Origin of the sequence: Bradyrhizobium sp. CCBAU 11430 (assembly GCF_028128855.1) — a bacterium.
In the GTDB taxonomy this organism is placed as follows: Bacteria; Pseudomonadota; Alphaproteobacteria; order Rhizobiales; family Xanthobacteraceae; genus Bradyrhizobium; species Bradyrhizobium ottawaense.
This window is the reverse complement of record NZ_LBJV01000053.1, coordinates 1-25,583: the sequence shown is the minus strand read 5'-3', so window position 1 is coordinate 25,583 and position 25,583 is coordinate 1. Positions and strand designations below refer to the sequence as shown.

The following is a 25,583-nucleotide window of genomic DNA, read 5'->3' as shown; positions in this document are numbered from 1 at the left end:
TTGGTCTTTACCTTGGCCTCAACGTGCCTCACGCGCATTCGCTGGTCTTCATCATGGGTCGCGACCTCCGGGAAACCGGACGGCTTCGCGCCGCAAAGGGTGGGATTCGGGAACGGCGCCTTCCAAGCAGTTTACGCCTTTGCCTGCAAGGCGGCCACCAGGCCCGGCACAAACTTGTTGACCCAGAACATCTTCTTGCTGCCCTTGACAACCACGACGTCGCCTGCCTTCAGCAGGTTCGCGACCTCACTCGGCTTCAGCGTGGCGGGATCGCCGTGCCAGCCGAGGCCCTTGCCGGCCGGGAGCACGTCGTAGAGGTGGCGCATCAGAGGGCCGACGCAGTAGATTCCGTCAATCCCGTCGAGATGCTTGGCAAGGCCGGTGTGATAGCCTGGTGCATCATCGCCCAGCTCCAGCATGTCACCGAGCACGGCAACGCGGCGGCCGCCGGTCACATTGCGCGCCTGGAGGCTTTGCAGCGCAGCGGCCACGCTGGCCGGATTGCCGTTGAAACTGTCGTCGATCACGGTGATACCGCCGACCGCCTGCTCGACGCCGCGGCCAGTCATGATGCCGACCCGATCGAGCTTGATCGCCAGCGTCGCCGCATCGAGACTCGCGGCGCGGATGGCGGCGAGCGCGGCCAGCGCATTCTGCACGCGGTGCGGCGCGCCCGGCGTCAGGCTGAAGGCGATCTGCTTCTTGCCGATCATGGCCACGACCTGCCAGCTCTCGCCATGCGGCGCGTGCGTGACCTCATGCACCTCGGCATGTTCGCCAAAGCGCACCACCTTGCCCTTCCATTCGGATGCCTTTAGCCCGGCCGGCAGCACCAGCACCCCGTCCTCGGGCAGGCCGAGCGCGATCGACACCTTCTCGCGGCGGATGGCTTCGAGCGAGCCGAGCTTCTCCAGATGCACGGGCTGGACATTGACGACGAGTGCGACGGTGGGCCGCGTCAGTTCGCTGAGCCGCGCGATCTCGCCTTGCTGGTTCATGCCCATCTCGACGACCCAGAGACTTGCATCGGGTCTGGCATTGCACAGAGTCAGCGGCACGCCCCAGAAATTGTTGAAGCTGGACGGACTTGCATAGGCGTTCGGATAGGCCGCCAGAAATTCCTTGGTGCTCGTCTTGCCCGCGCTGCCGGTCAGCCCGATCACAGGCCCGCGGAAGCGGGCGCGAGCGGCGCGCGCGAGGCCCCAGAGGCCGTCGATCAGCGTGTCCTTGACGACGATCTGCGGAATGCGGATGCCCGCGATCTCGTGCGGCACGATCATCGCGACTGCGCCGGAAGCTTCTGCCTTGTCCGCGAACTCCCAACCGTCGCGCGCGCTGGCGAAGGCCGAGATGAAGCCGCCGCTCGGCGTGCCGCTCAGCGCGACGAACAGGCTGCCCGGCTTCACCAGCCGGCTGTCCTGGGTGACGAAGTCGATCGGCGTGTCCGGGAACGAACCGGCAGCGCCCAGCGCGCGCGCGACGTCGGCAACTGTCCATATCGGCGCGCTCATGCAACCCTCGACGCTAATGCGGCGGCGACCGCCTCGTGATCACTGAAGGGCAAAACCTCTCCGCCGACGATCTGCCCGGTCTCGTGGCCCTTGCCGGCGACGAGCAGGGCATCGCCTTCCTGGAGTTCCTCGATCGCGGTTCGGATTGCCGCGGCACGGTCGCCGATCTCGCGGGCGCCCTTTGCGGTTGCGAGGATTTCGGCGCGAATGGTTTCGGGCTTCTCGCTGCGCGGATTGTCGTCGGTGATGATGATTCCGTCGGCGTTCTCGGCCGCGATCTCGCCCATGATCGGACGTTTGCCGGCATCGCGATCGCCTCCGGCGCCGAACACGACGACCAGCTTTCGTTTCGCATAGGGCCGCAGCGCCTGCAGCGCCTTCGCCAGCGCATCGGGCTTGTGCGCGTAGTCGACGAAGATCGGCGCACCGTTGCGCTCGCCGACGCGCTCGAGCCGTCCCTTGGCGCCTTCGAGACGCTCCAGGCTTGCGAACACGTTGGCGGCATCGCTGCCGGTACCGATCGCAAGTCCGGCCGATACCAGCGCGTTCTCGATCTGGAATTCGCCGACCAGCGGCAACCGGATCGCATAGCGCTTGCCGCGATGTTCGACTGTCAGCCTTTGCGAGAAGCCCTCGACCACGGCCTCAGTGAGACGAATGCCCTCGCCTGCCCCGTCGCCGTTGCGACCGACCGCCATCACGCGCAGGCCGCGCGACTTCGCGGCATCGATCGCTTCCGCCGAGCAATCATGATCGGCCGAGATCACCGCGGCGCCATCGGGCGGCACCAGTTCGCGGAACAGGCGGAGTTTCGCCGCGAGGTAATGCGCAACGGTCGGATGGTAGTCCATGTGGTCGCGCGAGAGATTGGTGAAACCGCCGGCGGAGACGCGTACGCCGTCGAGGCGATACTGATCGAGCCCGTGCGAGGACGCTTCGAAAGCGAGATGCGTCACGCCCTCGCGCGCGATCTCATCGATCTGTCGGTGCAGCGCGATTGGATCCGGCGTCGTCAGCGAGCCGTAGACCGTGCGCTTGGGCGAGACGAGGCCGATGGTGCCGATGCTGGCGGAGGCATGCCCCAGTCGCTCCCAGATCTGGCGCGTGAACGCGGCGACCGAGGTCTTGCCGCTGGTGCCGGTCACGGCCGCGATGGTCGCCGGCTGGGCGGGAAAGAAACTCGCCGCGGCCAGCGCCAGCGCGCGGCGTGGATTGGCAACGCTGATGAACGGCACCTTGCCACCGTCGGACGCATGATCACCCACGACAGCGACGGCGCCTGCGGCGACCGCGGCATCGACGAAGCGCGCGCCGTCGGTCTTGCTGCCGGCGAGTGCGAAGAAGAGATCGCCCGACTTGACGACGCGGCTGTCGAGCGCGAGCCCGGTCACCTCGAGCGCGGCGATAGCGGGCTCGATCGCGGCATTGCCTGACAGATCTTGGCCTAAGAGGTCGCGCAGCTTCATGGTCTTCCAGTCGACATGCCCTGCCGGAAAGCCGAATCCCACGGAAAATCCCGACTCAGCCGCGGCGAAGGCCTACCCCGTTGATTACTGGGTTGTCCTGGATGCTGCAAGAATAAGGCGCTCCGCAGGCGGCAGGTCGAACCGCGGCTCGACGCCCAGAAGCGGCGCGATCCGCTCGATCACCTTGCCGCCGGTCGGCACCGTGTTCCAGCCCGAGGTGATGAAGCCCTTCGTTTCAGGAATCGCCTGCGGCTCGTCCAGCATGATCAGGATCTGATATTTCGGATCGTCGCAAGGCATGATGGCGGTGAAGGAGTTGAGCACGCGCTTCTTGGCATAGCGGCCGTTGATGACCTTTTCGGACGTGCCGGTCTTGCCGCCGACATAGTAGCCCTTGACGTCAGCGGTCTTGGCGGTGCCGATTTCGGCATTGAGCCGCATCAGGAACCGCATCTTGTCGCTGGTCTCCGTCTTGATTACGCGCTTGGCCATCGCCGCTGCTTCGGATTCGCTGCGCTTCATGAAGGTCGGCGGAATCAGATAGCCGCCGTTCACCAGCGCGTTGATGCCCATCACCGCCTGCAGTGGCGCCACCGACATGCCCTGGCCGAACGCGATGGTGACCGTGTTCAGCTCACCCCAGCGGCGCGGGATCAGCGGAGCCGCGCTCTCCGGCAGCTCGGTGCGCAGCCGCGTCAGCTGGCCCATCTTGGCGAGGAACGCCTTGTGGGCCTCGACACCCTGGCCGAGCGCGATCCGCGCGGCGCCGATGTTGGACGAGAAGGTGAACACTTCCTTGGTGTTGATGAAACGCCCGAGCGGATGGCTGTCGTGGATGGTGAACTTGCCATAGTGCAGGTTTCCACGGGCATCCCACGACGTGTTCAGATTGATCTTGCCGGAATCGAGCGCCATCGCCAGCGTGAACGCCTTGAAGGTCGAGCCCATCTCGTAAACGCCGGTGGTCAGGCGATTGATGCGGTCGGGGTCGTGCGCTTCCTTCGGATTGTTGGGATCGAAATCCGGAAGCGAGACCATTGCCACGATCTCGCCGGTCTTGACGTTGGAGACGATGCCGGAGGCGGCCTTGGTGTGGTACTTCTCCTTGGCCTTCAACAGCTCGTCGCGCAGCGCGTGCTCGACGCGCAGATCGATCGAGAGCTCGATCGGCTTCTGCAGCCGGTCGGTGGCAAAGCCGGCACGGTGGAGATCGGCGAGGCCCTGATTGTCGAGCCACTTCTCCATGCCGGCGATGCCCTGGTTGTCGATGTTGACCAGACCGATGAGGTGGGCGACCTCGTTGCCGGTCGGATAGACGCGCTTGTTCTCGCGCAGGAAGCCGATGCCGGGAATGCCGAGCTTGTGAATCGCCTGCTGCTGCTTGGCCGTGACCTCGCGCTTGAGCCAGACGAAGCCCTTACGCGTCCTCAGGCGCTCGCGCACCTCGGCCTCGTCGAGATCGGGCACGGTCGCCGTGAGCAGCTCGATCGCCTCGTCCTTGTCGATGATGCGGCGCGGCTCGCCGAACAGGCTCGCCGCCTTGACGTCGGTGGCGAGGATTGCGCCGTTGCGGTCGACGATGTCGGGCCGTGCGGTTGCCACCACCTCCTGCGCCGCGGCGCGGCGCGCGCCGTGGGCATCGGCGCCGATGGCGAACATCACGAGCCGGCCGCCGATCAGGGCGTAGACCGAGGCGAAGGCGAGCATGGCGAGACCAACGCGCGCGCGCGCCTTCGCGGCGCGGTCGACATTGCGCCCGTAGAGCAGGCTGCGGATCAGCCGCTGGCGCCAGGGTTCCGTAGGTTTGGCCGGAGTCGCAGCGCTCATTGCTTGTCCTCGGGCTGAGGCACGGAGCCCGTCACATTGTCGGGATCGCTCGCGGCTTCGATGGTGTTGAGCATGGCTCCGATCGGATCGGGCTCGCCAGGCCTGAACATCCGCGGCGGACGCTCCGGCAGGTTCTTCAGCGAATCATATTGCGTGCCGTTGACCGGCTTGAGCTGCAGATGCCGGTCGGACAGGCCCTGCAATCGGTGGGGCGCATCGAGCTTGGCCCATTCGGATCGCAGCGAAGCGATCGCGTCGCGCTGCTCGCGGATCTCCGCATGCAGCCGCAGCACCCTCTCGGTGCGCGCCGTGGAGTCCATCTTGATCCTGTAGACATAGGCCGCCGCGAAGATCAGCGCGCCGATGACGAAGAGGTGGATGATGCGCATGCGCTAGCCTCCCCTCATCACGTCGGAGAGTTTTGGCCATGACGATGGCTCGCCATCGTCATGCGCGGGCGCCGAGGTGCGCTCGGCGGCGCGAAGCTTTGCGGAACGCGCGCGCGGGTTATGCGCGACTTCGTCCTCACCGGCGACTACGGGCCGCCGCGTCAGAAGCTGGAAGCTCGGCGGAACTTGCGCCACCTCCGGCAGGTGCCGCGAGCCGCCGCCGGTTTTCGAACGCTCGGAGAAGAAATTCTTGACGATACGATCTTCCAGCGAATGGAAGGAGACCACGACGAGGCGTCCGCCCGGCTTGAGCACGCGCTCTGCCGCAGCGAGCGCGGTCTGCAGTTCCTCGAGCTCTTCATTGACGAAGATGCGCAGGGCCTGGAATGTCCGCGTCGCCGGATGAATATCGCCGGGCTTCGAGCGCACCACCCTGCCGATGAGGTCGGCGAGCGCGCGCGTGGTCGTGAACGGCGCCTCCTGACGGTCCGCGACGATGGCGCGGGCGACGCGGCGCGAATGCCGCTCCTCGCCGAGGAGATAGATGATGTCGGCGAGATCGCCTTCCGAAGCGCGGGCAACGACGTCGGCCGCGGTCGGCCCCGCCTGCCCCATCCGCATGTCGAGCGGACCGTCGAGGCGGAAAGAGAAACCGCGGCCGGCCTGGTCGAGCTGCATCGAGGACACCCCGACATCCATCACGACGCCGTCCACGGCCTCGACGCCCTGCGCCGCGCAGACCTCACCGAGGTTGGAGAATCGGTCCTCGACCAGCGTCAACCGGCCCGCGGAACGTTCGACCAGTTCCGCACCGCCCGCGACTGCGGTGCGGTCGCGGTCAATGGCGATGAGCCGGGTTCCCGGCACGTCGAGGATGGCGCGGCTATAGCCGCCGGCGCCGAAGGTGGCATCGACGTAGATACCGCCATCGCGCGGGGCGAGATGGGCGATGGCCTCACGGCCAAGAACGGGAATGTGCGGAGCCGAGCTCATGCGCCAGACCTGCTGGAGGCCCAGCCTGACGTCCAAGCGAGATTGGGGACGAACAAGCCCATGACGCCTCGAATGACTCCGTATCGCGGCGGTTCCACGACCGCACCGCCCAGCATGGTTACCAAGCCCGGTCGTCCCGGGCGGCAAACCCAGTGTTCCCAGCGGAATTTGTCGGGCAGCCATGGGATTTCGAGCCAAAATACGCTTTGGCCGCCTCCGGACGCGGGTCGGCTCTTCATCCCTCAGTAACGGCCCTTAGCGTTAAGAAAGCGTTGCTCGGCTCGTGACAAGTCGAAAAGCTGGTGAGGCGGTGATGCTTCATCCACACACTTCGCCAAAATGCATGCGTTAACCGCGACGCGCGATTGCGCACGGTGGAGGGTAAAGGAATAGTAAAGAGAAGGGCTTGGCCCACTCTCCGTCCGACCTTGGTTTGTCTATGCCGCCGTCCGGTTCGTCCACACCGTCTGGATCTGATTCGAAGCGTCAACGCGTTCTCCCGGTTCCCAAGGCCGCGGCGAGCATGAGGGCGTTCGAGCCGGATTCCTCGATCGTGTCCGACATCATCCCCTCGCCGAACTATGGCGAGCGCAACAAGGCACGGCAGCCCGACATGATCGTGCTGCACTACACCGGGATGCCCGATGTCGAGGGCGCGCTGGCGCGGCTGTGCACGGCGGGAACCGAAGTCTCGGCGCATTACGTCGTGCTGGAAGACGGCCGCATCGTGCAATGCGTGCCCGAAACCAGGCGCGCCTGGCACGCCGGCGTCTCGTCCTGGGCGGGCGAGGACGACATCAACTCCTGCTCGATCGGCATCGAGATCATCAATCGCGGCCACGACTGGGGCTATCCGGAATATCCGCTGCGCCAGATCGCCGCCGTGATCGCGCTGTGCCGCGGCATCATGCTTCGCCGCAAGGTGCCGGCCCACCGGGTGCTCGGCCATTCCGACGTCGCGCCCGCGCGCAAGAAAGACCCCGGCGAAAAGTTTCCGTGGCACTCGCTGGCCAATTCCGGCGTCGGTCACTGGGTGACGCCGGCCCCGGTCGTGCGCGGCGAGACCCTGATGCTCGGCACCATCAGCGACGAAGTGCTTAGCCTGCAGCAGGCGCTCGCCAGATACGGCTACGGCGTGCCGCTGACCGGCAAATACGATGCCGCGACCATGGAAGTCGTCACCGCCTTTCAGCGCCACTTCCGCCCCGCGCGGCTGGACGGTGTCGCGGACCACTCGACGCTGTCGACATTGCAGGCGCTGCTGGCGAGCCTGCCGGCAGAGGGGACGACCGTCGCGTCGAAGTGACGGCGATGGCCGCGCAGTTCGCTCTCGTCCCGGACGCGCAAAGCGCGAGCCGGGACCCAGTCGGCGACACGTCACGCTTCGATAGGATGGGCCCCGGCTCTGCAGCGCACCGTCGAAGAGACGCTGCGCTGCGTCCGGGGCACGAGCCCCTACCCCATCTCCCTCATCCGCCGCGCATAGAGCCGCCGCAACGGCTCGAGCTGTGTCGCCGCGGTCGCTGTCTGATACGCCTCGCACGCTTCATCCTTGCGGCCGAGCCTTCGCAACAGATCCGCACGCACTGCGGGCAACAGCTCATAGCCGCGCAGCCCGCCTCGGGCGCTGATCGCATCGACGAGATCGAGCGCACGTGCCGGCCCATCGACCATCGACACGGCGGCAGCGTGGTTGAGCTCGATCACCGGAGAGGGAGAGATGCGCAGCAACACCTCGTAGAGCCCGGCGATCTGACGCCAGTCGGTCTGCGCAAAGCTCGGCGCACGGGCATGCAGCGCGGCGATCGCGGCCTGCACAGCATAAGGCTGCGGCCGTCCCGGCACGCGTAGCGCATCCTCGACCAGGCCCAGGCCCTCCTCGATCTGCGCGCGATCCCACAGCATGCGGTCCTGCTCCTCGAGCAGCACGATATCGCCGGCCGCGGTCTCGCGTCCGGCGCGGCGCGCATCGTGGAGCAGCATCAGGGCCAGCAGGCCCTTGATGCCGCCGCGATCCGGCATCAGCCGATCGAGCAAGCGGCCGAGCCGGATCGCTTCAGTTGCAAGATCAGGCCGCATCAGATCCGCGCCCTCGGTCGCGACATAGCCCTCGGTGAAGACCAGATAGATCACGGCGAGCACGCCATCGAGCCGCGGCGCCAGCGTGTCGCGCTCGGGCACCTCGTAGGGGATGCCGGCGAGCCTGATCTTCTGCTTGGCGCGGACCAGCCGCTGCGCCATTGCCTCCTCGCCCACGAGAAAGGCGCGCGCGACCTGCGTGGTCGACAGCCCGCAGACGGTGCGCAGCGTCAGCGCGACTTGGACCTCTGGCGCGAACGCCGGATGGCAACAGGTGAAGATCAGCCGCAGCATGTCGTCGTCGAGTGTTGCCGGCGGCTCGTCGACCGTTTGCGCGTTGAGCTCGATCTCGTGCAGGAGCGCCTGCTGCTTGCCGCGGAAGACAGCCTGGCGCCTGACACGATCGATCGCCTTGTGCCTGGCGACATTGACCAGCCAGGCGCGCGGATTGTCGGGGACCTCGCACGCGGCCCAGCGTTCCAGCGCGACGGCAAAAGCATCCTGAAGCGCGTCCTCGGCGAGATCGAAATCGCCGACGAGGCGGATCAGCGTGGCCAGCGCCCGCCCCGCCTCGTCGCGGAAGATCTTGTCGATCTCGCCAGGGGTCATGCGGCGACGCGCGGCTCGGCCGTCACTTGTCGTAGACCCAGATCGGCCGCACCTCGATCGAACCGACGCGCGCGCTCGGAATCCGCGCCGCGATCTCGATCGCGGCGTCGAGATCCTTGGCCTCGATCAGATAGTAGCCGCCGAGCTGCTCGCGGGTCTCCGCAAACGGTCCATCGGTCGTCAGCATCTTGCCGTCGCGCACACGCACCGTCGTCGCGGTCGTGGTCGGCCGCAGTCGATCGCCGGCCTTGAAATTGCCGTTCCGGATGATGGATTGCGTGAAGGCTTCATACTCCGCCGACATCTTCTGGCTGGTTCCCGTGTCAATCTTCGCGTACTCGGCCTCGTTCTGGTAGATCATCAGCAGATATTGCATCGCTTCACTCCTGTTGTTCGGCTGTGTCGCCGACATCCAGTCGAACGGGGCACGCAGCAAACGACATCTTCAGGATAAATTATTTCGGGCGGATCGTGGGCCGCGATATCGGCTTGACGAAACCGTCACAAATGCCCCATGCGTTGTCAGTCAGTCGGCCGGACGGCCGCTCCGGCAGGTGCCGAAAGGCCGCCGGGGAGGAAAGTCCGGGCTCCCTTGACATACGGTGCCGGATAACGTCCGGCGGGGGCGACCCCAGGGAAAGTGCCACAGAGAACGAACCGCCCCGCTTCGCCTTCGGCTTCGCGGGGTAAGGGTGAAAAGGTGCGGTAAGAGCGCACCGCGGGTCCGGCAACGGAGCCGGCATGGCAAACCCCACCGGGAGCAAAACCGAATAGGGACGGCGTAGCGGGCTGTTCGCGAAAGCGATAACGCCGCGGGGCGATGTCAGGCCCGCCGTCCGGGTAGGTTGCTCGAGGCCATGTGCAAACATGGTCCCAGAGGAATGGCCGTCACGTATCGTTCGCGCAAGTGGACGGTGCCTTACAGAACCCGGCTTACAGGCCGGCTGATATCTTGCAACGAGGGGTTCGATGCTAGCGCATCGGGCCCCTCACCATTTTGGCTTGGCCCGCTGTCATTCCGGGGCTTGCGCAGCGGGAGCTACGATGCGCAATTGCGCATCTGAGAATCCATCGGGCGGCAAAGTTGGTGGATGAATCGATTCCGGGTTCGTGCTGCGAACGCCCCGGAATGACGCCCGGTTAGCGTTGTCTTGCCTTCACCAGCACCGGCGCAAGCTCGTCCGCCTCGCGCCGCTGCTTGCTCGCCTCGAAACCGTGCATGCCGACCTGCCATTGCAGCCCGACGATGGCGCCCTTGGTCGGCTGCAGCAGCGCGAGCGAGGCGAACAGCGTCACCGGCAACCACACCGCCAGTTGCAGCCAGACCGCCGGTGCATAGGCGGTCTCGACCGCGAGGATCGCCGGCACCACGAGATGGCCGACTACGACGATCACGAGATAGGCGGGGAAGTCATCGGCGCGCTGGTGGAACAGCTCCTCACCGCAACGATCACAGCTGTTTGCGACCTTCAGGAAACGGCTGAACAAATGGCCTTCGCCGCAGTTCGGGCACTTGCCGCGAAAGCCGCGCCACATCGCCTTCGCCAGAGAGACTGAACCTGCCGCCATGACCCTACCTCTTCCTTTTCGACGATCCATACAATAATATCTTGCATCCATACATTCAAAGGAAATGGGCTTAAATTGCATGGATTGGAGCCCGACAATCTCGGAGCTATCAGGGCCGCGCTACCAGCGCATCGTCGAGGCCATGGAGGCCGACATCGCCGCCGGCCGGCTCGTGCGCGGCCAGCAGCTGCCGACGCAGCGCGCGCTTGCAAAGGCGCTCGACGTCGATCTCACCACGGTGACGCGCGCCTACACCGAGGCGCGGCGACGCGGGATCATGGAGGCGCGGGTCGGACAGGGCTCGTTCGTGTCGGAGACCAGCGCGCGCCGCGCGGTCGATCTGCCGCATCCCGTCGCGATCGATCTTTCGATGAACGTGCCGCCGCATCCGCTGGAGGCGCAGCTCGACGAGCGCATTATCGCCGGGATGGAAGCGATCCGCGCGCAATCGGGCCTGACGGCGTATCTCAATTATCAGCCGCCCGGCGGCAGCGCGCATGAGCGCGACGTCGCCGCGCGCTGGATGCGTGCGCGGGTGCCGCACGCGCATGCCGACAAGCTCGTGGTCTTTCCCGGCACCCAGACGATCCTGTTCAACCTGCTCGCCCATCTGGCGCGGCCCGGCGACATCGTGCTGACGGAGGCGCTGACATTCCCCGGCATCAAGGCCGCAGCAGTGCGGCTCGGCATCAAGCTCGTCGGCGTCGCCATGGATGATGGCGGCATCCTGCCCGACGCGCTGGCAAAGGCGTGCCGCACGCACAAGCCGAAGGCCGTCTATCTCATTCCGACGCTGCACAATCCGACCACGGCGACGCTTGCCTCCGAGCGGCGCAGTGCGATCGCAAAGATCATCGGCGATACCGACACGATCCTGATCGAGGACGACGCCTACGGCCTGCTCGACCGCTCTGCATCGCCAATCGCCAATCTCATTCCCGAGCGGACTTATCTTGCGACCACGCTGTCAAAATGCATCTCGCCGGCGCTCCGCGTTGCCTATCTGGCGACGCCCGACAGCGAGGCGCAGCGGGACATGCGGACATATTTGCAGGCGACCGTGCAGATGCCGGCGCCGCTGATGGTCGCGCTGGTGACGCATTGGATCGAAAGCGGCATTGCCGATCGTATCATCACCGCCATCCGCAGCGAGGCGGTCGGCCGTCAGCAGCTCGCGCAGCGCGCATTGAAAGGCTTCCAGTTCCTGGCCAAGCCCGCGGCGCATCATCTGTGGCTGCGGCTGCCTGAGGACCGGCCCGATGTCGCGGCGCATCTGTTGCGAAACGGACTTGCGGTCGTCGCCGGCGAGGCCTTCACGGTCGATGGGACACCGCCGCACGCGGCGCGCGTCTCGCTGGGCGCGGCACGCAACAGGTCAGAATTGACGGAAGCGCTACGCATCCTGGTCGGCGCGCTGCAGAAGCCCGCCGACACCAGACAAATCGTCTAGATCATCGACGATGACGGCGATGGGTCGAGCGCACGACCGGCGCCCCAGGCGACGGATAGGCCTGCAAAGCATATGCATCGCTGGGCGTGCCCTGCTGGCCGAGAGCCGCACGCGCCGCAGGCGTGAGCTGGCCGCCGTTCAGCACGTCGCGGTCGGGATGAGCCGCCTGATACGCTGCAGGCTCGGAAAGCTGCGCCTGGGCCATCGTCGGCATCAGCGTCGCCGCCAACAGCGCGGCTGCAGCGGCGATCTTGGTGCGGGTCATGGTCATTCTCCATCATCGCATTCGGGTCCGACCGATCCGAGTGCAGGATGGCGGTGGGGGGCCCCGGGATCAAAGTAGGACCGTCATGTAGGCATGTCTTTCGCGAACGCCCGGCGCCGCAGATCACGCTTGCGTGCAGGGCGGATTGACTTGCACGGCAGCAAGCATGCTATGCGGGCGACGGCGATCAACAGTTCGAGATCGCCCCGGCGACGAGGACATTCTGTTGGAAACGCTCACCTACGCGCTGCTGCTGCTCGGCGCATTGGCCGGCGGCTTCGTCTCGGGCCTGGCCGGGTTCGGCACGGCGCTGATGGCGCTCGGCATCTGGCTCTACGTACTGCCGCCCTCGCTCGCAGTGCCGCTGGTGCTGATCTGCTCGGTGATCGCGCAGACCTCGACGCTGCCCTCGATGTGGAAGAGCTTCGACCTCTCGCTGGTCTGGCCGTTCCTGATCGGCGGTCTGATCGGCGTACCGATCGGCACCATGCTGATCGCCTCGGCCGATCCAAAAGTGTTCAAGCTGAGCGTCGGCATTTTAATTCTGATGTTCTCGAGCGCGCTCTATCTGAACAAGAGGCCGCTCGCCATCAAATTCGGCGGCCGCCTCGCCGACGGCGCGATCGGCTTTGCCGGCGGTATTCTTGGCGGCCTCGCCGGGTTGTCCGGGCCGCTGCCGATCCTGTGGGCCAACATCCGCGGCTGGAACAAGCATGAGCGGCGCGGCATCTTTCAGCTCTTCAATTTCACGGTTCTCGCGACAGCACTGGTGCTGCAGACCGCATCGGGTCTCGTCGAGCTCAAAGTGGTCTGGCTCGCGCTGGTCGCGTTTCCGGGCACCCTGATCGGCGCCTGGGCCGGCGCCCGCGTCTATCACGCCCTCAACGACAAGCATTTCGGCGATGTCGTGCTCGGCCTGTTGTTCCTGTCTGGCCTGACCCTGGTCTGGAACAGTCTCGGCGCGCTCTAGAGCGCGATGCGATCAGGATGAAGCGTCATCGCGCTTTAGGTTGTTGTCTAAGCATTCTTCTCGGAAAGCCGCTGCGCACTTTTCCGGATCATGCTCTAGCTCTCGCGCCCTCTTCGCGAGCGTCATGCCGCCGGCGACACCGACGCCGAGGACGTAGACCCAGCCCGGCGTGAAGTCGAACAAATGCGTGTTGAGCTGCGAGGTCAGCATGTTCTGCACCACGACCAGCAGGCCGATCCAGCAGGCCAGCCCCTCGCCGCGAAACAGCGAGAGATGCGCAAACCAGAGCGCGTAGAGGATCAGGACACCGACGATTCCCCACTGCACGGCCACGCTGAGGGTCTGATTGTGTGGGTTGCTGACGATCTCGCCACGCAGCGGATCGATCTTCGCATCGGCGGCCACGCTTGCGAACAGGCCGCGGATCGAGCCGGTGCCGTGACCGACCAGCGGTGCATCGGCGATGAAACGAAGGGACTTCCGCCAATATTCCAGACGTGAACCCATGCCGCTGACCTGACTGTCCTGCACGCTCGTCTGATAGTCGGCCTGAAATTTCGCAACCGTCGTCCGCAGATGCGGCGACACGCCAAAGAGCAGCACCGCCGACAGCGCCATCGCGCCGGCGGCAAGCAGCGCCGCACGCAGACGCAGATACAGCAACGCGAACAGCATCACCAGGATCGGCAGCGTCACCAGCGCCGTGCGCGACACCACGACGAAGATCATGTTGGCGAGGAATCCGATCGCGAGCGTCGCGAACAGCGCCGCGATGGCGACGCGGCGTTGCCGCAGCAGCGCCACGATCGGATAGACCAGCGCGAGCACACAGAGCGCGAACTCCTGGCTCTGGTCGATATAGTTGCGCACCGCGATCCCGCTTTCGACCCTGAAAGGCCCGCGCGACAGATAGAGCTTCAGCGAGAGTGCGGGGTCGATTGCGACGGCGAAGGAATAGAGCATCAACGCCGTGCAGGACGCCAGGAAGGCGAAAAACACCCAATGGCCGTACGGCCAACGCTCGAACTGGTAGATCAGGAGCGGAATGACCAGCAGCTTCGCCGCCGGCCCGATCGCGTGGATTCGCTCCGGCCATGGCGCATCCGACCAGAGCGTGCCCACGGCGGCGAGCGCGACCAGCGCGATGGGCAGCAGGCAGATCGGGCGAAGCAGCGAACGCGGAAACGCGCGCAGATCGACAAACGCGAAGGCGATCAGCCAGGGTATGAGCGCGAAGGTCAGCCCGGTCGTGGTCCACGGCAGCAGCAGAGCGATCAGCGCGACGAAGCGGGCCGGCGTGCGATAGCGCGCCGCCCAGATCGCGGCGAGCCATGACGCCGCCCGCGGCTCGTTCGTCACTCCGGTCATTGGCCCTTCTGCAGCCCACCATCCACCCCGCCCGGCAAGTTAGCCGGAGCAGCCAGGATGGAACAAGCCACCGTTACGCAGGCTCGCGGGCGAGAGGCGCAATGGGCTCGGCGCTCTCCCGCTCTGGGTCCTTCTCCTTCGGCGCCGAAATCAGGCGCTTCCTGAACTCGCGGCGCAGCAACCACAGGCTCAAGCCCGCCTGCAATATTGTCGCCGCGACCGACAAATACCAGACATACTCCATGCGAAAGCCCGGCCGCGTCGACAGCCAGATCGCCGGCAGTGAGTAGGTGAACACGCGCGTCGCCGAGCTCAAGAGCACCGGCCTGGTGTTGCCAAGGGCCTGGAACATGCTCGAGCAGGTGAAGATCAGCCCCTGTGCGACCATGTTGAGCGAGATGATCCGCAGGAACAGATAGGCGATGTCCATGGTCTCGCGGTCGTTCGAGAATCCGGCGAGCAGCAGCTCCGGCTTCACTTGCGCAAGGGTCATGAAGCCGGTCATCACGATCGTGACGATCAAGGCGGCCTTGAGGAAAGTTTCCCGCACGCGCGCAGCGTTGGCTGCGCCGACGTTCTGGCCGGCGATCGGCCCGGCCGCCAGCCCGACCGCAAGCGCCGGCATGTTGATCAGGCCGAGCACGCGCTGCCCGATGCCGAAGCCGGCCTGCGCCGCCGCGCCGAAATCGCGCAGCACGTAATAGACCACCGCCATGAAGATGAACATCATCGCGAACTCGCCGCCGGCCGGCAGGCCGACATTGAGAATGCGCTTCAAATGGTGCGGCTGCGGGCGCCACTGCGCCGGATTGAAGGCGACATAGCGCTCGACCTTGCGGAAATACGCCAGCAGCACCAGCACGCCGATGGCGACCGCGATCGAGCTCGCCAGCCCCGCACCGACGACCCCGAGCGCATGGCCGGTGCCCCAGCCCGTGATCAGGACCGGCGCCAGCGCGATATTGATGGCCACAGCAAACGCCTGCACCAGCATGGTGGGACGCACGATACCGGTCGCGCGCAGCGCAGCCCCCATGACTTGGGTGGCGAACTGCAGCGCGAGCGCCGGCATGAACCACAGCAGGTAAGTGGTCCCGGCCTCGATCGTGGCCTGGTCCGCTGCGATCGAGCGCATGTAGGCGCGCGACAGCGCGGCACCTGCGAGCAGGGTCAACAGTCCGAACAGCACCGACAGCACGATCGCCTGGTTGAAGATCAGGTTCGCATCCGGCCGGTCCTTGCGTCCCACGGCATGCGCGATCAGTGCCCCCGCGCCGACACCGAGCACCTGCATCAGCCCGTTGACGAGAAAGCCAGCATTGCCGGCCGCGGCGACGCCCGCCACGGCGGCATCGCCCAGGCCCGACACGAAGTACAGATCGACCAGTTGGCAGACCATGATCGATATCATGCCGGCCATGATCGGAGGTGCCATGGCCAGGATGTGTCTCACGATGGAGCCGTTGGTCAGGTCTTTCATCTCATTCCATCCTTGACGCATTCCTTGGCGGCGCGACTGCGGGACTTTCGTCCCGCAGTCGCGCGCCTCACTCCGCTGCAGCGATATGCCCGAGCTCCACCACCTGGCGCTCGAACAAGCCGCGATAAATGCCGCCGGGTCTGGCCGCGAGCGTGGCGTGGGTGCCCTGCTCGACGATCTCGCCGCGGTCGAACACCAGGATGCGATCGAGGCTCCTCACCGTCGACAGCCGGTGCGCGATCACGATCGAGGTGCGGCCCTTCATCAGCCGCTCCATCGCCTCCTGGATCAGCGCCTCCGATTCCGAATCCAGGCTCGAGGTCGCCTCGTCCAGGATCAGCACCGGCGCATCCGCCAGGAACGCGCGCGCCAGCGCCACGCGCTGCCGCTCACCGCCCGACAGCTTCACGCCGCGCTCGCCGACCAGCGTGCCGTAGCCCTTCGGCAGGCGCAGGATGAAGTCGTGAGCGTTCGCAAGCCGCGCCGCCTGCTCGATCGCCTCGAGGCTGGCGCCGGGCCGGCCATAGGCGATGTTCTCGGCGAGCGAGCGGTGAAACAGGATCGGGTCCTGCTGCACGATCGCGATCTGGCTGCGCAGCGATTGCTGTGTGGCCAATGCGATGTCCTGCCCGTCGATCAGCACACGGCCGCCGGTGACGTCGTAGAGCCGCTGCACCAGCTTGACGAAGGTGGTCTTGCCGGAGCCGGAGCGTCCGACGAGGCCGACACGTTCACCGGCCCGGATCGTCACCGACAACCCGTCATAGAGCGGCGCGCGATGGCCGCCATAGTGGAACGTCACGTCGTCGAACACGATCGCGCCGCCCTCGATCGCGATCGGCCGCGCACCGGCCGCATCGGCGATGCCGATGGGCTCGGCATGGATCGCAACCAGTTCGTCCATGTCGTTGACCGAGCGCTGGAGGTTGTTGATGTGCATGCCGACGTCACGCAAATAGGCGTGGATGATGTAGTAGCTGGTCAGCACATAAGTCACGTCGCCAGGCGAGGCATGTCCCGACATCCACAACAGCACCGCGCCGCCGATCACGGACGTGCGGAGGCAGAGCAGCAGCGACAGCTGCGCCATGGACGTGTAGTTGTAGCGCAGCCAGGTCCGCCGCACCCGCACGCGCCATCGGTTGATGACGCGGCCGAGCCGCGTATCCTCGCGCGCTTCCGCGCCAAACGACTTCACCACCGCGTTGCACGTCAGGGCATCCGCAAGCGTGCCGCCGACCTTGGTGTCCCAGGCATTGGAGACTCGGGCGGCCGGCGCGATGTAGCGCGTCGAGAACACGACGGTGATGGTGACGTAGAAGAACGCGCCGACCGCGATCACCACGCCGAGCGAGGCCCAGTGCATCCCGATCAGGACCATCGAGCCGATCAACACCAGCAGCGAGGGCGCTAGCGCCATCAGGATGGTGTCGTTGAGCAGGTCGAGCGCCCACATGCCGCGCGTGATCTTGCGCACGGTCGAGCCCGCGAAGGAGTTAGCGTGCCAGTCCGTGGAGAAGCGCTGCACACGGGTGAAGGCCTCCTGTGCGACGTCCGACATGGTCTTGAGCGTGAACGGCACGATCGCCTGCAGGCCGGCCAGCCGCAGCACCACGGAGGCCGCGCCCAGCCCCACGATGGCGCCGAAGGCAACCAGAGCGGCATGCCGCGCATCGGGATCCGACGGGCCGCGCGTCAGCGCATCGACCAGCCGGCCCGAGAAGACCGGCATGAACAGGTCGGCGATGGTCGCACCCAGCAGGCCGCCGGCCACGATGAGCCCCCGTCCCGGCTGCTTCAGCCAGTGCCGGAACACGAAGGGCAGCACCAGGCGGATCGCCGCGGGCTTTTTTGACAGAGCGGTCATGACATCATCCGGCCGCCTTTGGCGCGGGCCGGCTCCATCGATGGACGCAGGCCGGCCGCGAGGGCCGAGACGGCGTCACTTAAGGTTGGCTTTGACTTGGGAAAGAAAGCGATCGGGACGCTTGGTCGGAAACTTGGCCCAATCGAAACTGGCGGAGGAGGCCTCTAACAGGCCGCGTACATACCGAACCAGAACATCATCGAGCGCGGGCGTACGATCTGCGAATGCGACGAAATCATGCAAATCTCTCCCCGGTTCGAGCGAATGAGGTGCGCTTTATAGATGTGTCGTTCGCGACTTGCAACGGGGCTCGCGCGAGATCACGGATGAGTGTTGCAATTTGGTGCGCGCGGCCTTGGTGCGCTCCACAGCCGCCCCGCCCTCCGCCGTCATGCTCCGCGAAAGCGGGGCATCCAGTACGCCGCGGCGGATGTGGTGAGAGCGAGTTCACCAACGCCGGCCTCTGGAATACTGAATCGTCCGGTCAAGCCGGACGATGACACCGCGTGTGTGGCGGGCTCAATGCGCGTCGCCGCCCCCGGTCAGTGGGGCCGGCTTGCTCAGCAGCGTCACCAGCAGGGTGAGGCCGAGATAGAACAGCGTCAGCACGAAGAAGGCATCGCCGAAGCTCATCACGACGGCCTGGCGGTGCACGAGCTGGGAGAGCTGCTTCATCGCCATCAACGTGGAATCGCCGAGGCCCTGGAACTTCTGCATGAACATGGTCAGGGTTTCGCTCGCGGTCGCATTGCCCCAGGTCACGCGCTCCTGGAGGCGAGTGATGTGCAAATCGGTGCGGTCGTTGAGCACGGTGTTGATGACGGCGAGGCCCACGGCGCCGCCGAGATTGCGCATCAGGTTGAACAGACCCGAAGCGTTCTTCACCCTATCAGGCGCCAGCGTGCCGAGCGCGATGTTGTTGGTGGGCACCATCGCGAACATCATGCCGATGCCGCGCAGGATCTGCGGCACCAGCAGCTCGTAGAAATCGTAGTCGCGCGTGATCCATGTCATCTGGTAGGAGCCGATCGCGAACACGACGAGGCCGAATGCGATCATGTAGCGCATGTCGACTTTCACCATGAGGCGGCCGACCAGCGGCGCGACCAGGAACATGGTGATCCCCGAGACGAACATGGTCTCGCCGATCATCAGCGCGCTGTAGCCGCGCACTTCGGCGAGATAGCGCGGATAGATGTAGGTCAGGCCGTAGAGGCCGATGCCGATGCAGAACTGCAGCACGCAGCCGATCGCGAAATTGCGGTTGGAGAAGGTGCGCAGGTTGACGATCGGCTCGGCCGCCGTGAAGACGCGCCAGAAGAAGGCGATCGCCGAGATCGCGCAGATCCAGGCGCAGATCGCGACCGAGGTATCCTGCATCCATTCATATTGCGGCCCCTCCTCCAGCACATATTCCAGCGTGCCGAGGAAGCCCGCCATGAACAACAGACCCCACCAGTCGAAGCGGTCGAGCAGCTCGAAATGCGGCTCGTCGAAATCGACCAGCGCCAGCACGCCCAGGGTGATGCCGATGCCGGGCACGACGTTGATGAAGAACAGCCAGTTCCACGACATGAGGTCGGTGATGTAGCCGCCGACCGTCGGTCCGATAGTCGGCGCCAGCGTCGCGACCAGCCCAATGATGGGGCCGACGATGTGAAATTTGGAGCGCGGAAAAACGGTGTAGGCCGAGGCGAACACCGTCGGGATCATGCCGGCGCCGAGAAAGCCCTGCAGCGCGCGCCAGAGGATCATCTCCTCGATGGTTGTGGCGAAGCCGCAGAGCAGGCTCGAGGCGGTGAAGCCAGCCGCCGAGATCGCGAACAACAGCCGCGTGCCGAAGGCGCGCGACAGGAATCCGGACAGCGGGATCGCAATGACCTCCGCAATCAGATAGGCGGTCTGGACCCAGGAGACCTCGCTGGAGCTCGCCGACAATCCGGCCTGGATTTCGCTCAGGGAGGCCGAGACGATCTGGATGTCCAGGATCGACATGAACATCCCGAACACCATGATGATGAAAGCGAACAACCGCTTCGGCGCGATGCGCTCCGAATCGCGGTCCGCCATCATGGCGGGTGAAGCGGTGGTGGCGTTGGCCATGGTCTGACCTCGCAGCGCTGAGGCTGTGGCTACTGCGGGTGGATCGCGGTGGGATCGTCGAGGTCGACCTCGCTGTCGGCGTCGGCCGCGCCCTTGTTGGTGTCGACGGTCGCATAGACCGACATGCCGGCGCGGAGCAGGTTCTGCTTCGCCACCGACTTTGGCACGCGAATGCGGACCGGCACGCGCTGCACGATCTTGGTGAAGTTGCCGGTGGCGTTGTCGGGCGGCAGCAGCGTGAACACCGAGCCCGCGCCCGCCGCGATGCTGTCGACGACGCCGGAGAACTTGCGCATGCCGTAGGCATCGACCTTGATCGTCACCGACTGGCCGGGACGGATGCGCTTGAGCTGCGTTTCCTTGAAATTGGCGTCGATATAGACGGCGTCCAGCGGCACGATGTTGCCGAGGCGCTGGCCGACCGCGACAAAGTCGCCGGCGTTGACCAGGCGATTGGAGAACGTACCGTCGACCGGCGCGCGCACCGCGGTGAAGCTGAGATCGCGCTCGGCCTTGGCGAGCGTGGTCTTGAGCTCGGCGAGCTGGGCCTGCGCTTCGGCCTGCTGCGCCTTGGCGACATCGACATTACTGATTGCAACGTCGTATGCGGCCTGCGCGGCCTTGACTGCGGCGGCGCCCTGGTCGCGTCCGGCTTCCGAGCTCTCGAAGGTGGCGCGCGAGGCAAACCCCTTGTTGCTCAGGGCCTGCTGGCGCTCATAGTCGAGATCGGCGCGCTTGAGGCCGGCTTCAGCCGAGACGAGTTGCGCCTTGGCCTGCGCCACCTGGCTGTCGAGCGCGGCGACCTGGCGGCCGATGCGATCGATGGTGGCCTGCTGGGTTGCGATCCTGGTCGCGGCGGCATCGACCGCGATCTTGTAATCCCCGTCATCGATGCGGAAGACAATGTCGCCCGCTTTCACGGTCGTGTTGTCGCCGGCAAGGATCGAGGCGATGTGGCCGGAGACGCGCGCGCCCAGCATGGTGTTGTTGGCGCGGACATAGGCGTCATCGGTGGAGATGTAGAAGCGGCCAACCAGCGTGTAGTAGCCGGCATAGCTCGCGGCCGCGAGCGCCAGCACGAGGCCGACGCCCATCAGGACGAACTTGCGCTTGCCGGATTTGGGAGCGCCGGCGGCAGGTGCCTCCGGCGCTGGCGCGGCCGGCTTGTCGGTCACGGGCTTCTCCGGCGCCTCGGCGGTGCGGCGCCTGGCTTCCTCGGCCACGTGAGAGCGCAATTGCTCGGCAAGGGGTGCGGCGTTCTCGATCGCAGCATCACCGTCCGCGTGCTCCTCCACCGTTTCCTGGCGAAGGACGCGCGCAGCCTGGTCTCTCGATACGGCCATAAAGGCCTCCCCAAAAAAGCGCGATCAAAGAGACAGCCGGCGTGCGGCCTGTTCCCTCTCGCTAATCCAAATATCATTGACCGAACGGTTCGGTCAATATACATAATAATCCCGGCCGGACCCTACTGACGAGAATCCTTTATTCGGGTTTCATGGCCGCAGACCCGACTCAAAAACCTGCCGAGACCCTGAACCAATGGTTGTAGCCGGCCGCGATCATCTGCACGTCATCCAGGAGGAGGACGGCTCCAAACGTCGCCAGATCCTGGACGGCGCCCGCAAAGTGTTCATGGATCTTGGCTTCGACGGCGCCAGCATGGGCGAGATCGCGCGCGCCGCGCAGGTCTCCAAGGGCACGCTCTACGTCTACTTCGCCGACAAAAGCGCGCTGTTTGAAGCCATCCTCGAGCAGGAGGCGCTCCAGTACGGCCAGGTCGTGTTCAATTTCGATCCGGCGCGCGATGCCGAGACCACGCTGAAGGAGTTCGGCCGGGCCTATATCCATCTGCTCTGCCGGCCCGGCGGCGGATCGGCGATCCGCACCGTGATGGCGATCGCCGAGCGCATGCCCGATGTCGGCCGCCGCTATTATGCGCGGGTGCTGGACAAGTCGATCAACCGCCTCTCCGACTATCTCAAAGCCCATGTCGCGTCGGGCCATCTCAAGATCGACGATTGCAACCTTGCCGCCTCCCAGTTCATGGAGCTGTGCAAGGCGTCCCTCTTCCTGCCCTTCGTGTTCCAGGCCGCGCCCGCGCCGTCGGAACAGCGCATGACCGAGGTCGTCGACAGTGCGACGCGGATGTTTATGGCGGCATACAAGGCGAAGTAGCTGCGCGTTGCGCAGGCCCGTCAGGCGGCACTATATTTGCGGTCATGTCCCGTGATCTTCGCCCGCCCGTCGATATCCTCCATTACGAGATCGTTCAGGAACAGGCCTCGGCGCTTGGACGGATGGGCCGCACACTCGAACAGGCGCTAACCCGCTTGCGCGAGTTCGACGCCGCCCACGCGCTCTCGGAGCTGCCGGCCTCGATGCAACCGGCCAGGCGCAAGCTGGTGATGGAAGCCGGTCAGGCGCTCTGGATGTTCGTGGTGCAGCGTGAGGCGACCGGCCTGCGCGACAGCCGCCATATCATGCGCACCTACAATGTCCCGGGCGAGGTGCAGCTCTGCATGGGGTTGGTCCCCGCACCGGCGAAGCGGACGTAGATCGTAGCCCGCGTGAGTGCAGCGACATGCGGGACCATTATCCACGGATATCGCGGAGCCTGTCATCGGGCGGCGCTTCGCGCCGACCCGTTGGCTCATCCGGGCGACAAGAGCAGCTGCGTCCGTCTAATCGTCGGCGTAATCGTCTTCCTCGCGCTTGTGCCCCGTGCTCTTGCGCACACCGAGCGAGCCGGTCACGGAAGGCTCGCGCGCATTCGCGTACGGCCTGCGCGACTGCGCGCGCGAGGCCACCTCTTCACCGGAGACGGCGGCGGGCTGACAGATCAGGCGGCGGCTGGCACGGCGCATCAGATCGACGTGGATGTGATCGTAGTGATAGACGTTCGACCCCGGCGCGAGCACGGTGGTGAAATGCGCGCAAGCGCCCGACTGTACGTCGCGCAAAAATCCCTGCTCCTCCGGCATGCCGCGCCAGCCGTCCTTCACGGTGACGCGGCGGCCGTCGGCGAGCACGAAGGCGGCAATGTCGAGCGCGTTGCCGAAGGCGTGTTCGGAGATGTGGGAATGCGGATTGCCGTTCATGCCGCGGCAGGAATAGGCGGAGATCTGCTTGATCTCGGCGACGCGGACGCCGAACCAGCGCATCGCCGAAGGCTGCACGGTGTCGGCGAGCCAGCGGTCGAGCTCGGACACGATCGGACAGGCGAGCGTCGCGGTCGGCTTGATCGCGACCGGACCGACGGCCGTGACGGGATTGCCCTGCGCCGGGCCAAGGCGCGGCGGCGGCTGCTGCGCAGGCGCCTGCGAGTAAGGTGCCGGCCGCGCCGGATAGCTCGGCGAATTCATGTAGCGCGCCGCGCCCGCGGCATCGGTGCCGTCGGGCGGCAGGTCGATCTCGTCCTCCTGCGCCGCCACGCCGGGCGCGTTCAGTGACACCGGCCCGCTTGAGCTGCCATAGCCGGAGGGTTGGCGCACCGCGCTTTCGGGATAGTTCGATCGTTGCGGATAGGACGATGCCGGATAGTTCTGGCTCTGCGGCGTAGTCGACCGCGGCTGCGTCACCGGCCAGCGCGGCTGGCCGCCGATGCTGCCCGGCGGGCGCAGCTCCTCGTCGGCAAAGCCGTAGCTGCTCGAGGCTTCGCCGATGGCGGCGACCTTGAGCGGAAACTCGGCGCCGCACATGCCGGGCCCGGAGATCGGGTCGATGCGGACGAGATCCGGCCCCTCTTTCACCGCGCCCGATTTCAGGCATGCGGCTTCGGCCTCGGCTCGCCACGGTTCGCGTTCGGCCTGGAAGAAGCCGCGTCCGCAACCCGCTAGCGAAACAAGGACGATGGAGCCGACGAGATACAAACGAACTCCGCGCGTCATGCACGCACGTTCGGTGAATTTACTTAAAGACTCTTCAACACGTTGATTTCAGAGTTCTTTAACCATACGGGCCCGGAGCCGGCAGGCTGAGCGACAGCAAGCCTGACTTTTTCGCAAGGAGACTCTCTGTTAACCATGATGCCTGCGCGCAAAGCGGCGCGCATGGAGGGAGCGACCTCATGACGTTCGCCGGGAGACTGAGCGTTGTCGCCGCATACCTCGCCATGGCCTTCGTCGGCGCCATCGTGCTCGGCATGATTTAGCGGCTTATCGCTCCGATACACGCTCTTCGTCCCTTCTCCCGCAAGGGGAGAGGGGGAGAAAAACTACGACCGCGCGCTCCATTGCCGCGACGTCGTGAGCATTTGCTCTCGCGGCGCCTCGATCCGCGTCCAGTCGTTGCCGGAGCACCAGAAGCGGCCGAGCGCGCAGGCTTCGACGTGGAGCCGGCCGGAGCTCTTCAGCGTCATGGTCGCGTAATAGGTGTTGCCGCTGGAGCGGCTGTAGATGTTGCCGGTCCAGACGTCGTGCGACTTCGGCTTCATGTTGACGAGCACGCTCTCGCCGCGGCTCGACGCCTCCGTCAGCGCGTAACCGCACAGTGCGGGGCCACAGCGTTCGATGCGAACCGTGCCCTTGGCGCCGGGGCTCTCCCATTCGCCCAGTGGCATATAAGCCGGCTCATCGTCGCTGCGCTGTGCGACCGTTGCGGTCTGCTTGATCTCGGGACTTGGGAAGGGTGACGGCTCCATGCGCGGCGGATCGAGCGTAACGATCTGCGGCGGATCCATTCGCGGCGGGTCGATCCGTGGCGGATTGAGGCTCGGCGCGACGAGTGTCGGCGCCTCGACCCTTGGCGGCGGCAGCACAACAGGCTGCGACGTCGTCGCGGCGACAACAGGGCCGGTCGGCGCCGGTGGCGGCACGACGATGCTTGCTTGCGCCGGTCGGACGGGAGCTCCGGGATAGGCCGGCTGCAGCGGTGCGACCGCAGGCGGTGCGGCTGATGTCATGTTGACATCGTCTGTCGATCGAAGGCTGCGGCTGGAGACCGAAACACAAGAGGCCGCCCGGCAATTGCGCGGTGACTCGACATGGAACCGGTGACCGCCGATCGAGAAGGAATAGGAACCGGCCACGGCCGCGGGCGTGATCGCTATCAGTGCGATCAAGGTGCCAAGCGAAGTCGCGAGCCGTTTCATCCACACCTCCCTGAGTGCCGCCGCGAGCTTACGCAGAGGCGGCACGGCTGAATGTGCGCTGCCTCACCCAGACGGCGCGGCACCGTTGTGACCCCCATCACAGAACGCCCGGCCAGTCCGGCGTAGGGTCGAACCACGCTTCATCCACCAGCGACTTCAGTCCATCGGGACCACGCCATTTTCGGAGGCTGTCATGAACAAGCTCACCATCGTCGCCACCGCGCTCTTTCTGGCGTCGACCGCCGCCGCCCATGCCGGCGGCAACACGATCTCGTTCCAGATCGAAGGCCAGCACATCCGCATCGAGACGCCGCGCAACTGCGCCTCGCTCAACTGCGTGACCATCGTTGCGCCGGGCCTGTCGGACAAGCCGATCAAGCTGAACAACATCAACCTGAAGGGCCTTGGCGGCTCCAAGGACGATGACGACACCACGCCAAGCACGACGACTGCGCAGCCCGCGCCAGCTCCGGTGCAGCAGCAGCCGGTGCAGCAGGCGCCGGCGCAGGCGACCGCGCCGGCCGCGCCCGCGGTCACGGCTCCCGCCG

At 65.8% G+C, this 25,583-nt stretch carries 21 protein-coding genes, 1 other RNA gene and 1 pseudogene; 7 read left to right on the top strand and 16 right to left on the bottom strand.

What is annotated here, in order from left to right; translation table 11 throughout:
- Positions 1-131: 131 nt before the first annotated feature.
- The 5 genes from XI04_RS15115 to rsmH form a co-directional block, all read right to left on the bottom strand.
- A complete protein-coding gene (locus XI04_RS15115) occupies positions 132-1,511 on the bottom strand; it encodes a UDP-N-acetylmuramoyl-tripeptide--D-alanyl-D-alanine ligase (protein WP_028145535.1) in 1,380 nt (459 codons plus the stop codon).
- Positions 1,508-2,977, bottom strand: a complete 1,470-nt coding sequence (locus XI04_RS15110; RefSeq protein ID WP_271609127.1) for a UDP-N-acetylmuramoyl-L-alanyl-D-glutamate--2,6-diaminopimelate ligase — start codon at positions 2,975-2,977, stop codon at positions 1,508-1,510. The genes XI04_RS15115 and XI04_RS15110 overlap by 4 nt, the downstream gene beginning before the upstream one ends.
- Positions 2,978-3,061: 84 nt before the next feature.
- Positions 3,062-4,804, bottom strand: a complete 1,743-nt coding sequence (locus XI04_RS15105) for a peptidoglycan D,D-transpeptidase FtsI family protein (RefSeq protein WP_028145537.1) — start codon at positions 4,802-4,804, stop codon at positions 3,062-3,064.
- Positions 4,801-5,193, bottom strand: a complete 393-nt coding sequence (gene ftsL / locus XI04_RS15100) for a cell division protein FtsL (RefSeq protein ID WP_028145538.1) — start codon at positions 5,191-5,193, stop codon at positions 4,801-4,803. The genes XI04_RS15105 and ftsL overlap by 4 nt, the downstream gene beginning before the upstream one ends.
- A 3-nt stretch (positions 5,194-5,196) precedes the next feature.
- The gene (gene rsmH / locus XI04_RS15095) at positions 5,197-6,186 is read right to left on the bottom strand and encodes a 16S rRNA (cytosine(1402)-N(4))-methyltransferase RsmH (protein ID WP_271609120.1); all 990 of its coding nucleotides are present in this window, start codon (positions 6,184-6,186) and stop codon (positions 5,197-5,199) included.
- 523 nt (positions 6,187-6,709) lie between these two features.
- Between rsmH and XI04_RS15090 the strand changes: the two genes are divergently transcribed.
- Positions 6,710-7,492, top strand: a complete 783-nt coding sequence (locus tag XI04_RS15090) for an N-acetylmuramoyl-L-alanine amidase (protein ID WP_038971256.1) — start codon at positions 6,710-6,712, stop codon at positions 7,490-7,492.
- A gap of 149 nt (positions 7,493-7,641) precedes the next feature.
- On the opposite strand, the gene XI04_RS15085 is transcribed toward XI04_RS15090, so the two are convergent.
- Both XI04_RS15085 and XI04_RS15080 read right to left on the bottom strand, forming a co-directional pair.
- Positions 7,642-8,874, bottom strand: a complete 1,233-nt coding sequence (locus XI04_RS15085) for an RNA polymerase sigma factor (RefSeq protein ID WP_028145541.1) — start codon at positions 8,872-8,874, stop codon at positions 7,642-7,644.
- Between the two features lie 22 nt (positions 8,875-8,896).
- Positions 8,897-9,250 (bottom strand): YciI family protein, encoded by a 354-nt coding sequence (locus XI04_RS15080; protein ID WP_026202052.1) that lies wholly within the window; start codon positions 9,248-9,250, stop codon positions 8,897-8,899.
- Between the two features lie 150 nt (positions 9,251-9,400).
- Between XI04_RS15080 and rnpB the strand changes: the two genes are divergently transcribed.
- Positions 9,401-9,826: RNase P RNA component class A (rnpB, locus tag XI04_RS15075), an RNA gene on the top strand.
- Positions 9,827-10,014: 188 nt separating this feature from the next.
- Here rnpB and XI04_RS15070 read toward each other — a convergent pair.
- A complete protein-coding gene (locus XI04_RS15070; protein WP_370154366.1) occupies positions 10,015-10,473 on the bottom strand; it encodes a DUF983 domain-containing protein in 459 nt (152 codons plus the stop codon).
- A gap of 49 nt (positions 10,474-10,522) precedes the next feature.
- Between XI04_RS15070 and XI04_RS15065 the strand changes: the two genes are divergently transcribed.
- The gene (locus XI04_RS15065) at positions 10,523-11,893 is read left to right on the top strand and encodes an aminotransferase-like domain-containing protein (RefSeq protein ID WP_271609121.1); all 1,371 of its coding nucleotides are present in this window, start codon (positions 10,523-10,525) and stop codon (positions 11,891-11,893) included.
- 1 nt (position 11,894) lies between these two features.
- Here the strand turns inward: XI04_RS15065 and XI04_RS15060 are convergent, their stop codons facing one another.
- Entirely contained in the window at positions 11,895-12,158 is a 264-nt protein-coding gene (locus XI04_RS15060) for a hypothetical protein (RefSeq protein ID WP_038971261.1), read from the bottom strand.
- Positions 12,159-12,384: 226 nt separating this feature from the next.
- Between XI04_RS15060 and XI04_RS15055 the strand changes: the two genes are divergently transcribed.
- Positions 12,385-13,128 (top strand): sulfite exporter TauE/SafE family protein, encoded by a 744-nt coding sequence (locus tag XI04_RS15055; protein WP_038947689.1) that lies wholly within the window; start codon positions 12,385-12,387, stop codon positions 13,126-13,128.
- A 12-nt stretch (positions 13,129-13,140) separates the two neighbouring features.
- Here XI04_RS15055 and XI04_RS15050 read toward each other — a convergent pair whose 3' ends face one another.
- The 5 genes from XI04_RS15050 to XI04_RS15030 form a co-directional block, all read right to left on the bottom strand.
- Positions 13,141-14,496 (bottom strand): O-antigen ligase family protein, encoded by a 1,356-nt coding sequence (locus XI04_RS15050; protein ID WP_271609122.1) that lies wholly within the window; start codon positions 14,494-14,496, stop codon positions 13,141-13,143.
- Positions 14,497-14,569: 73 nt separating this feature from the next.
- Complete coding sequence (locus tag XI04_RS15045; protein WP_271609123.1) at positions 14,570-15,976, bottom strand: MATE family efflux transporter; 1,407 nt, start codon at positions 15,974-15,976, stop codon at positions 14,570-14,572.
- Between the two features lie 67 nt (positions 15,977-16,043).
- The gene (locus XI04_RS15040) at positions 16,044-17,843 is read right to left on the bottom strand and encodes an ABC transporter ATP-binding protein (protein ID WP_271609124.1); all 1,800 of its coding nucleotides are present in this window, start codon (positions 17,841-17,843) and stop codon (positions 16,044-16,046) included.
- 519 nt (positions 17,844-18,362) lie between these two features.
- A complete protein-coding gene (locus XI04_RS15035; protein ID WP_271609125.1) occupies positions 18,363-19,946 on the bottom strand; it encodes a DHA2 family efflux MFS transporter permease subunit in 1,584 nt (527 codons plus the stop codon).
- A 29-nt stretch (positions 19,947-19,975) separates the two neighbouring features.
- Positions 19,976-21,289 carry an HlyD family secretion protein gene (locus XI04_RS15030; RefSeq protein WP_028145549.1) on the bottom strand — a complete coding sequence of 438 codons (1,314 nt, stop codon included), beginning with the start codon at positions 21,287-21,289 and terminating at the stop codon, positions 19,976-19,978.
- A 196-nt stretch (positions 21,290-21,485) separates the two neighbouring features.
- Here XI04_RS15030 and XI04_RS15025 point away from each other — a divergent pair, with 196 nt between their 5' ends.
- Both XI04_RS15025 and XI04_RS15020 read left to right on the top strand, forming a co-directional pair.
- Entirely contained in the window at positions 21,486-22,121 is a 636-nt protein-coding gene (locus XI04_RS15025) for a TetR/AcrR family transcriptional regulator (RefSeq protein WP_038947696.1), read from the top strand.
- A gap of 44 nt (positions 22,122-22,165) precedes the next feature.
- Complete coding sequence (locus XI04_RS15020; protein ID WP_038947698.1) at positions 22,166-22,501, top strand: DUF6665 family protein; 336 nt, start codon at positions 22,166-22,168, stop codon at positions 22,499-22,501.
- Positions 22,502-22,627: 126 nt separating this feature from the next.
- Here the strand turns inward: XI04_RS15020 and XI04_RS15015 are convergent, their stop codons facing one another.
- Both XI04_RS15015 and XI04_RS15010 read right to left on the bottom strand, forming a co-directional pair.
- Complete coding sequence (locus XI04_RS15015; protein ID WP_212475192.1) at positions 22,628-23,833, bottom strand: extensin family protein; 1,206 nt, start codon at positions 23,831-23,833, stop codon at positions 22,628-22,630.
- Positions 23,834-24,159: 326 nt separating this feature from the next.
- Positions 24,160-24,846, bottom strand: a complete 687-nt coding sequence (locus tag XI04_RS15010) for a DUF2147 domain-containing protein (protein WP_271609126.1) — start codon at positions 24,844-24,846, stop codon at positions 24,160-24,162.
- A 382-nt stretch (positions 24,847-25,228) separates the two neighbouring features.
- On the opposite strand from XI04_RS15010, the pseudogene XI04_RS15005 reads away from it, so the two are divergent.
- A pseudogene (locus tag XI04_RS15005) lies at positions 25,229-25,583 on the top strand (DUF2147 domain-containing protein); the annotation flags it as partial.

What these genes read in the sequence shown, in the direction of transcription:
- rsmH (WP_271609120.1), bottom strand. Translation starts at nt 6,186, where the DNA reads ATGAGCTCGGCTCCGCACATTCCCGTTCTTGGCCGTGAGGCCATCGCC.
- XI04_RS15030 (WP_028145549.1), bottom strand. Translation starts at nt 21,289, where the DNA reads ATGGCCGTATCGAGAGACCAGGCTGCGCGCGTCCTTCGCCAGGAAACG.
- XI04_RS15065 (WP_271609121.1), top strand. Translation starts at nt 10,523, where the DNA reads ATGGATTGGAGCCCGACAATCTCGGAGCTATCAGGGCCGCGCTACCAG.
- XI04_RS15025 (WP_038947696.1), top strand. Translation starts at nt 21,486, where the DNA reads ATGGTTGTAGCCGGCCGCGATCATCTGCACGTCATCCAGGAGGAGGAC.
- XI04_RS15035 (WP_271609125.1), bottom strand. Translation starts at nt 19,946, where the DNA reads ATGGCCAACGCCACCACCGCTTCACCCGCCATGATGGCGGACCGCGAT.
- XI04_RS15080 (WP_026202052.1), bottom strand. Translation starts at nt 9,250, where the DNA reads ATGCAATATCTGCTGATGATCTACCAGAACGAGGCCGAGTACGCGAAG.
- XI04_RS15115 (WP_028145535.1), bottom strand. Translation starts at nt 1,511, where the DNA reads ATGAGCGCGCCGATATGGACAGTTGCCGACGTCGCGCGCGCGCTGGGC.
- XI04_RS15010 (WP_271609126.1), bottom strand. Translation starts at nt 24,846, where the DNA reads ATGACATCAGCCGCACCGCCTGCGGTCGCACCGCTGCAGCCGGCCTAT.
- XI04_RS15110 (WP_271609127.1), bottom strand. Translation starts at nt 2,977, where the DNA reads ATGAAGCTGCGCGACCTCTTAGGCCAAGATCTGTCAGGCAATGCCGCG.
- XI04_RS15040 (WP_271609124.1), bottom strand. Translation starts at nt 17,843, where the DNA reads ATGACCGCTCTGTCAAAAAAGCCCGCGGCGATCCGCCTGGTGCTGCCC.
- XI04_RS15085 (WP_028145541.1), bottom strand. Translation starts at nt 8,874, where the DNA reads ATGACCCCTGGCGAGATCGACAAGATCTTCCGCGACGAGGCGGGGCGG.
- XI04_RS15060 (WP_038971261.1), bottom strand. Translation starts at nt 12,158, where the DNA reads ATGACCCGCACCAAGATCGCCGCTGCAGCCGCGCTGTTGGCGGCGACG.
- XI04_RS15015 (WP_212475192.1), bottom strand. Translation starts at nt 23,833, where the DNA reads ATGACGCGCGGAGTTCGTTTGTATCTCGTCGGCTCCATCGTCCTTGTT.
- XI04_RS15020 (WP_038947698.1), top strand. Translation starts at nt 22,166, where the DNA reads ATGTCCCGTGATCTTCGCCCGCCCGTCGATATCCTCCATTACGAGATC.
- XI04_RS15045 (WP_271609123.1), bottom strand. Translation starts at nt 15,976, where the DNA reads ATGAAAGACCTGACCAACGGCTCCATCGTGAGACACATCCTGGCCATG.
- XI04_RS15090 (WP_038971256.1), top strand. Translation starts at nt 6,710, where the DNA reads ATGAGGGCGTTCGAGCCGGATTCCTCGATCGTGTCCGACATCATCCCC.
- ftsL (WP_028145538.1), bottom strand. Translation starts at nt 5,193, where the DNA reads ATGCGCATCATCCACCTCTTCGTCATCGGCGCGCTGATCTTCGCGGCG.
- XI04_RS15050 (WP_271609122.1), bottom strand. Translation starts at nt 14,496, where the DNA reads ATGACCGGAGTGACGAACGAGCCGCGGGCGGCGTCATGGCTCGCCGCG.
- XI04_RS15105 (WP_028145537.1), bottom strand. Translation starts at nt 4,804, where the DNA reads ATGAGCGCTGCGACTCCGGCCAAACCTACGGAACCCTGGCGCCAGCGG.
- XI04_RS15070 (WP_370154366.1), bottom strand. Translation starts at nt 10,473, where the DNA reads ATGGATCGTCGAAAAGGAAGAGGTAGGGTCATGGCGGCAGGTTCAGTC.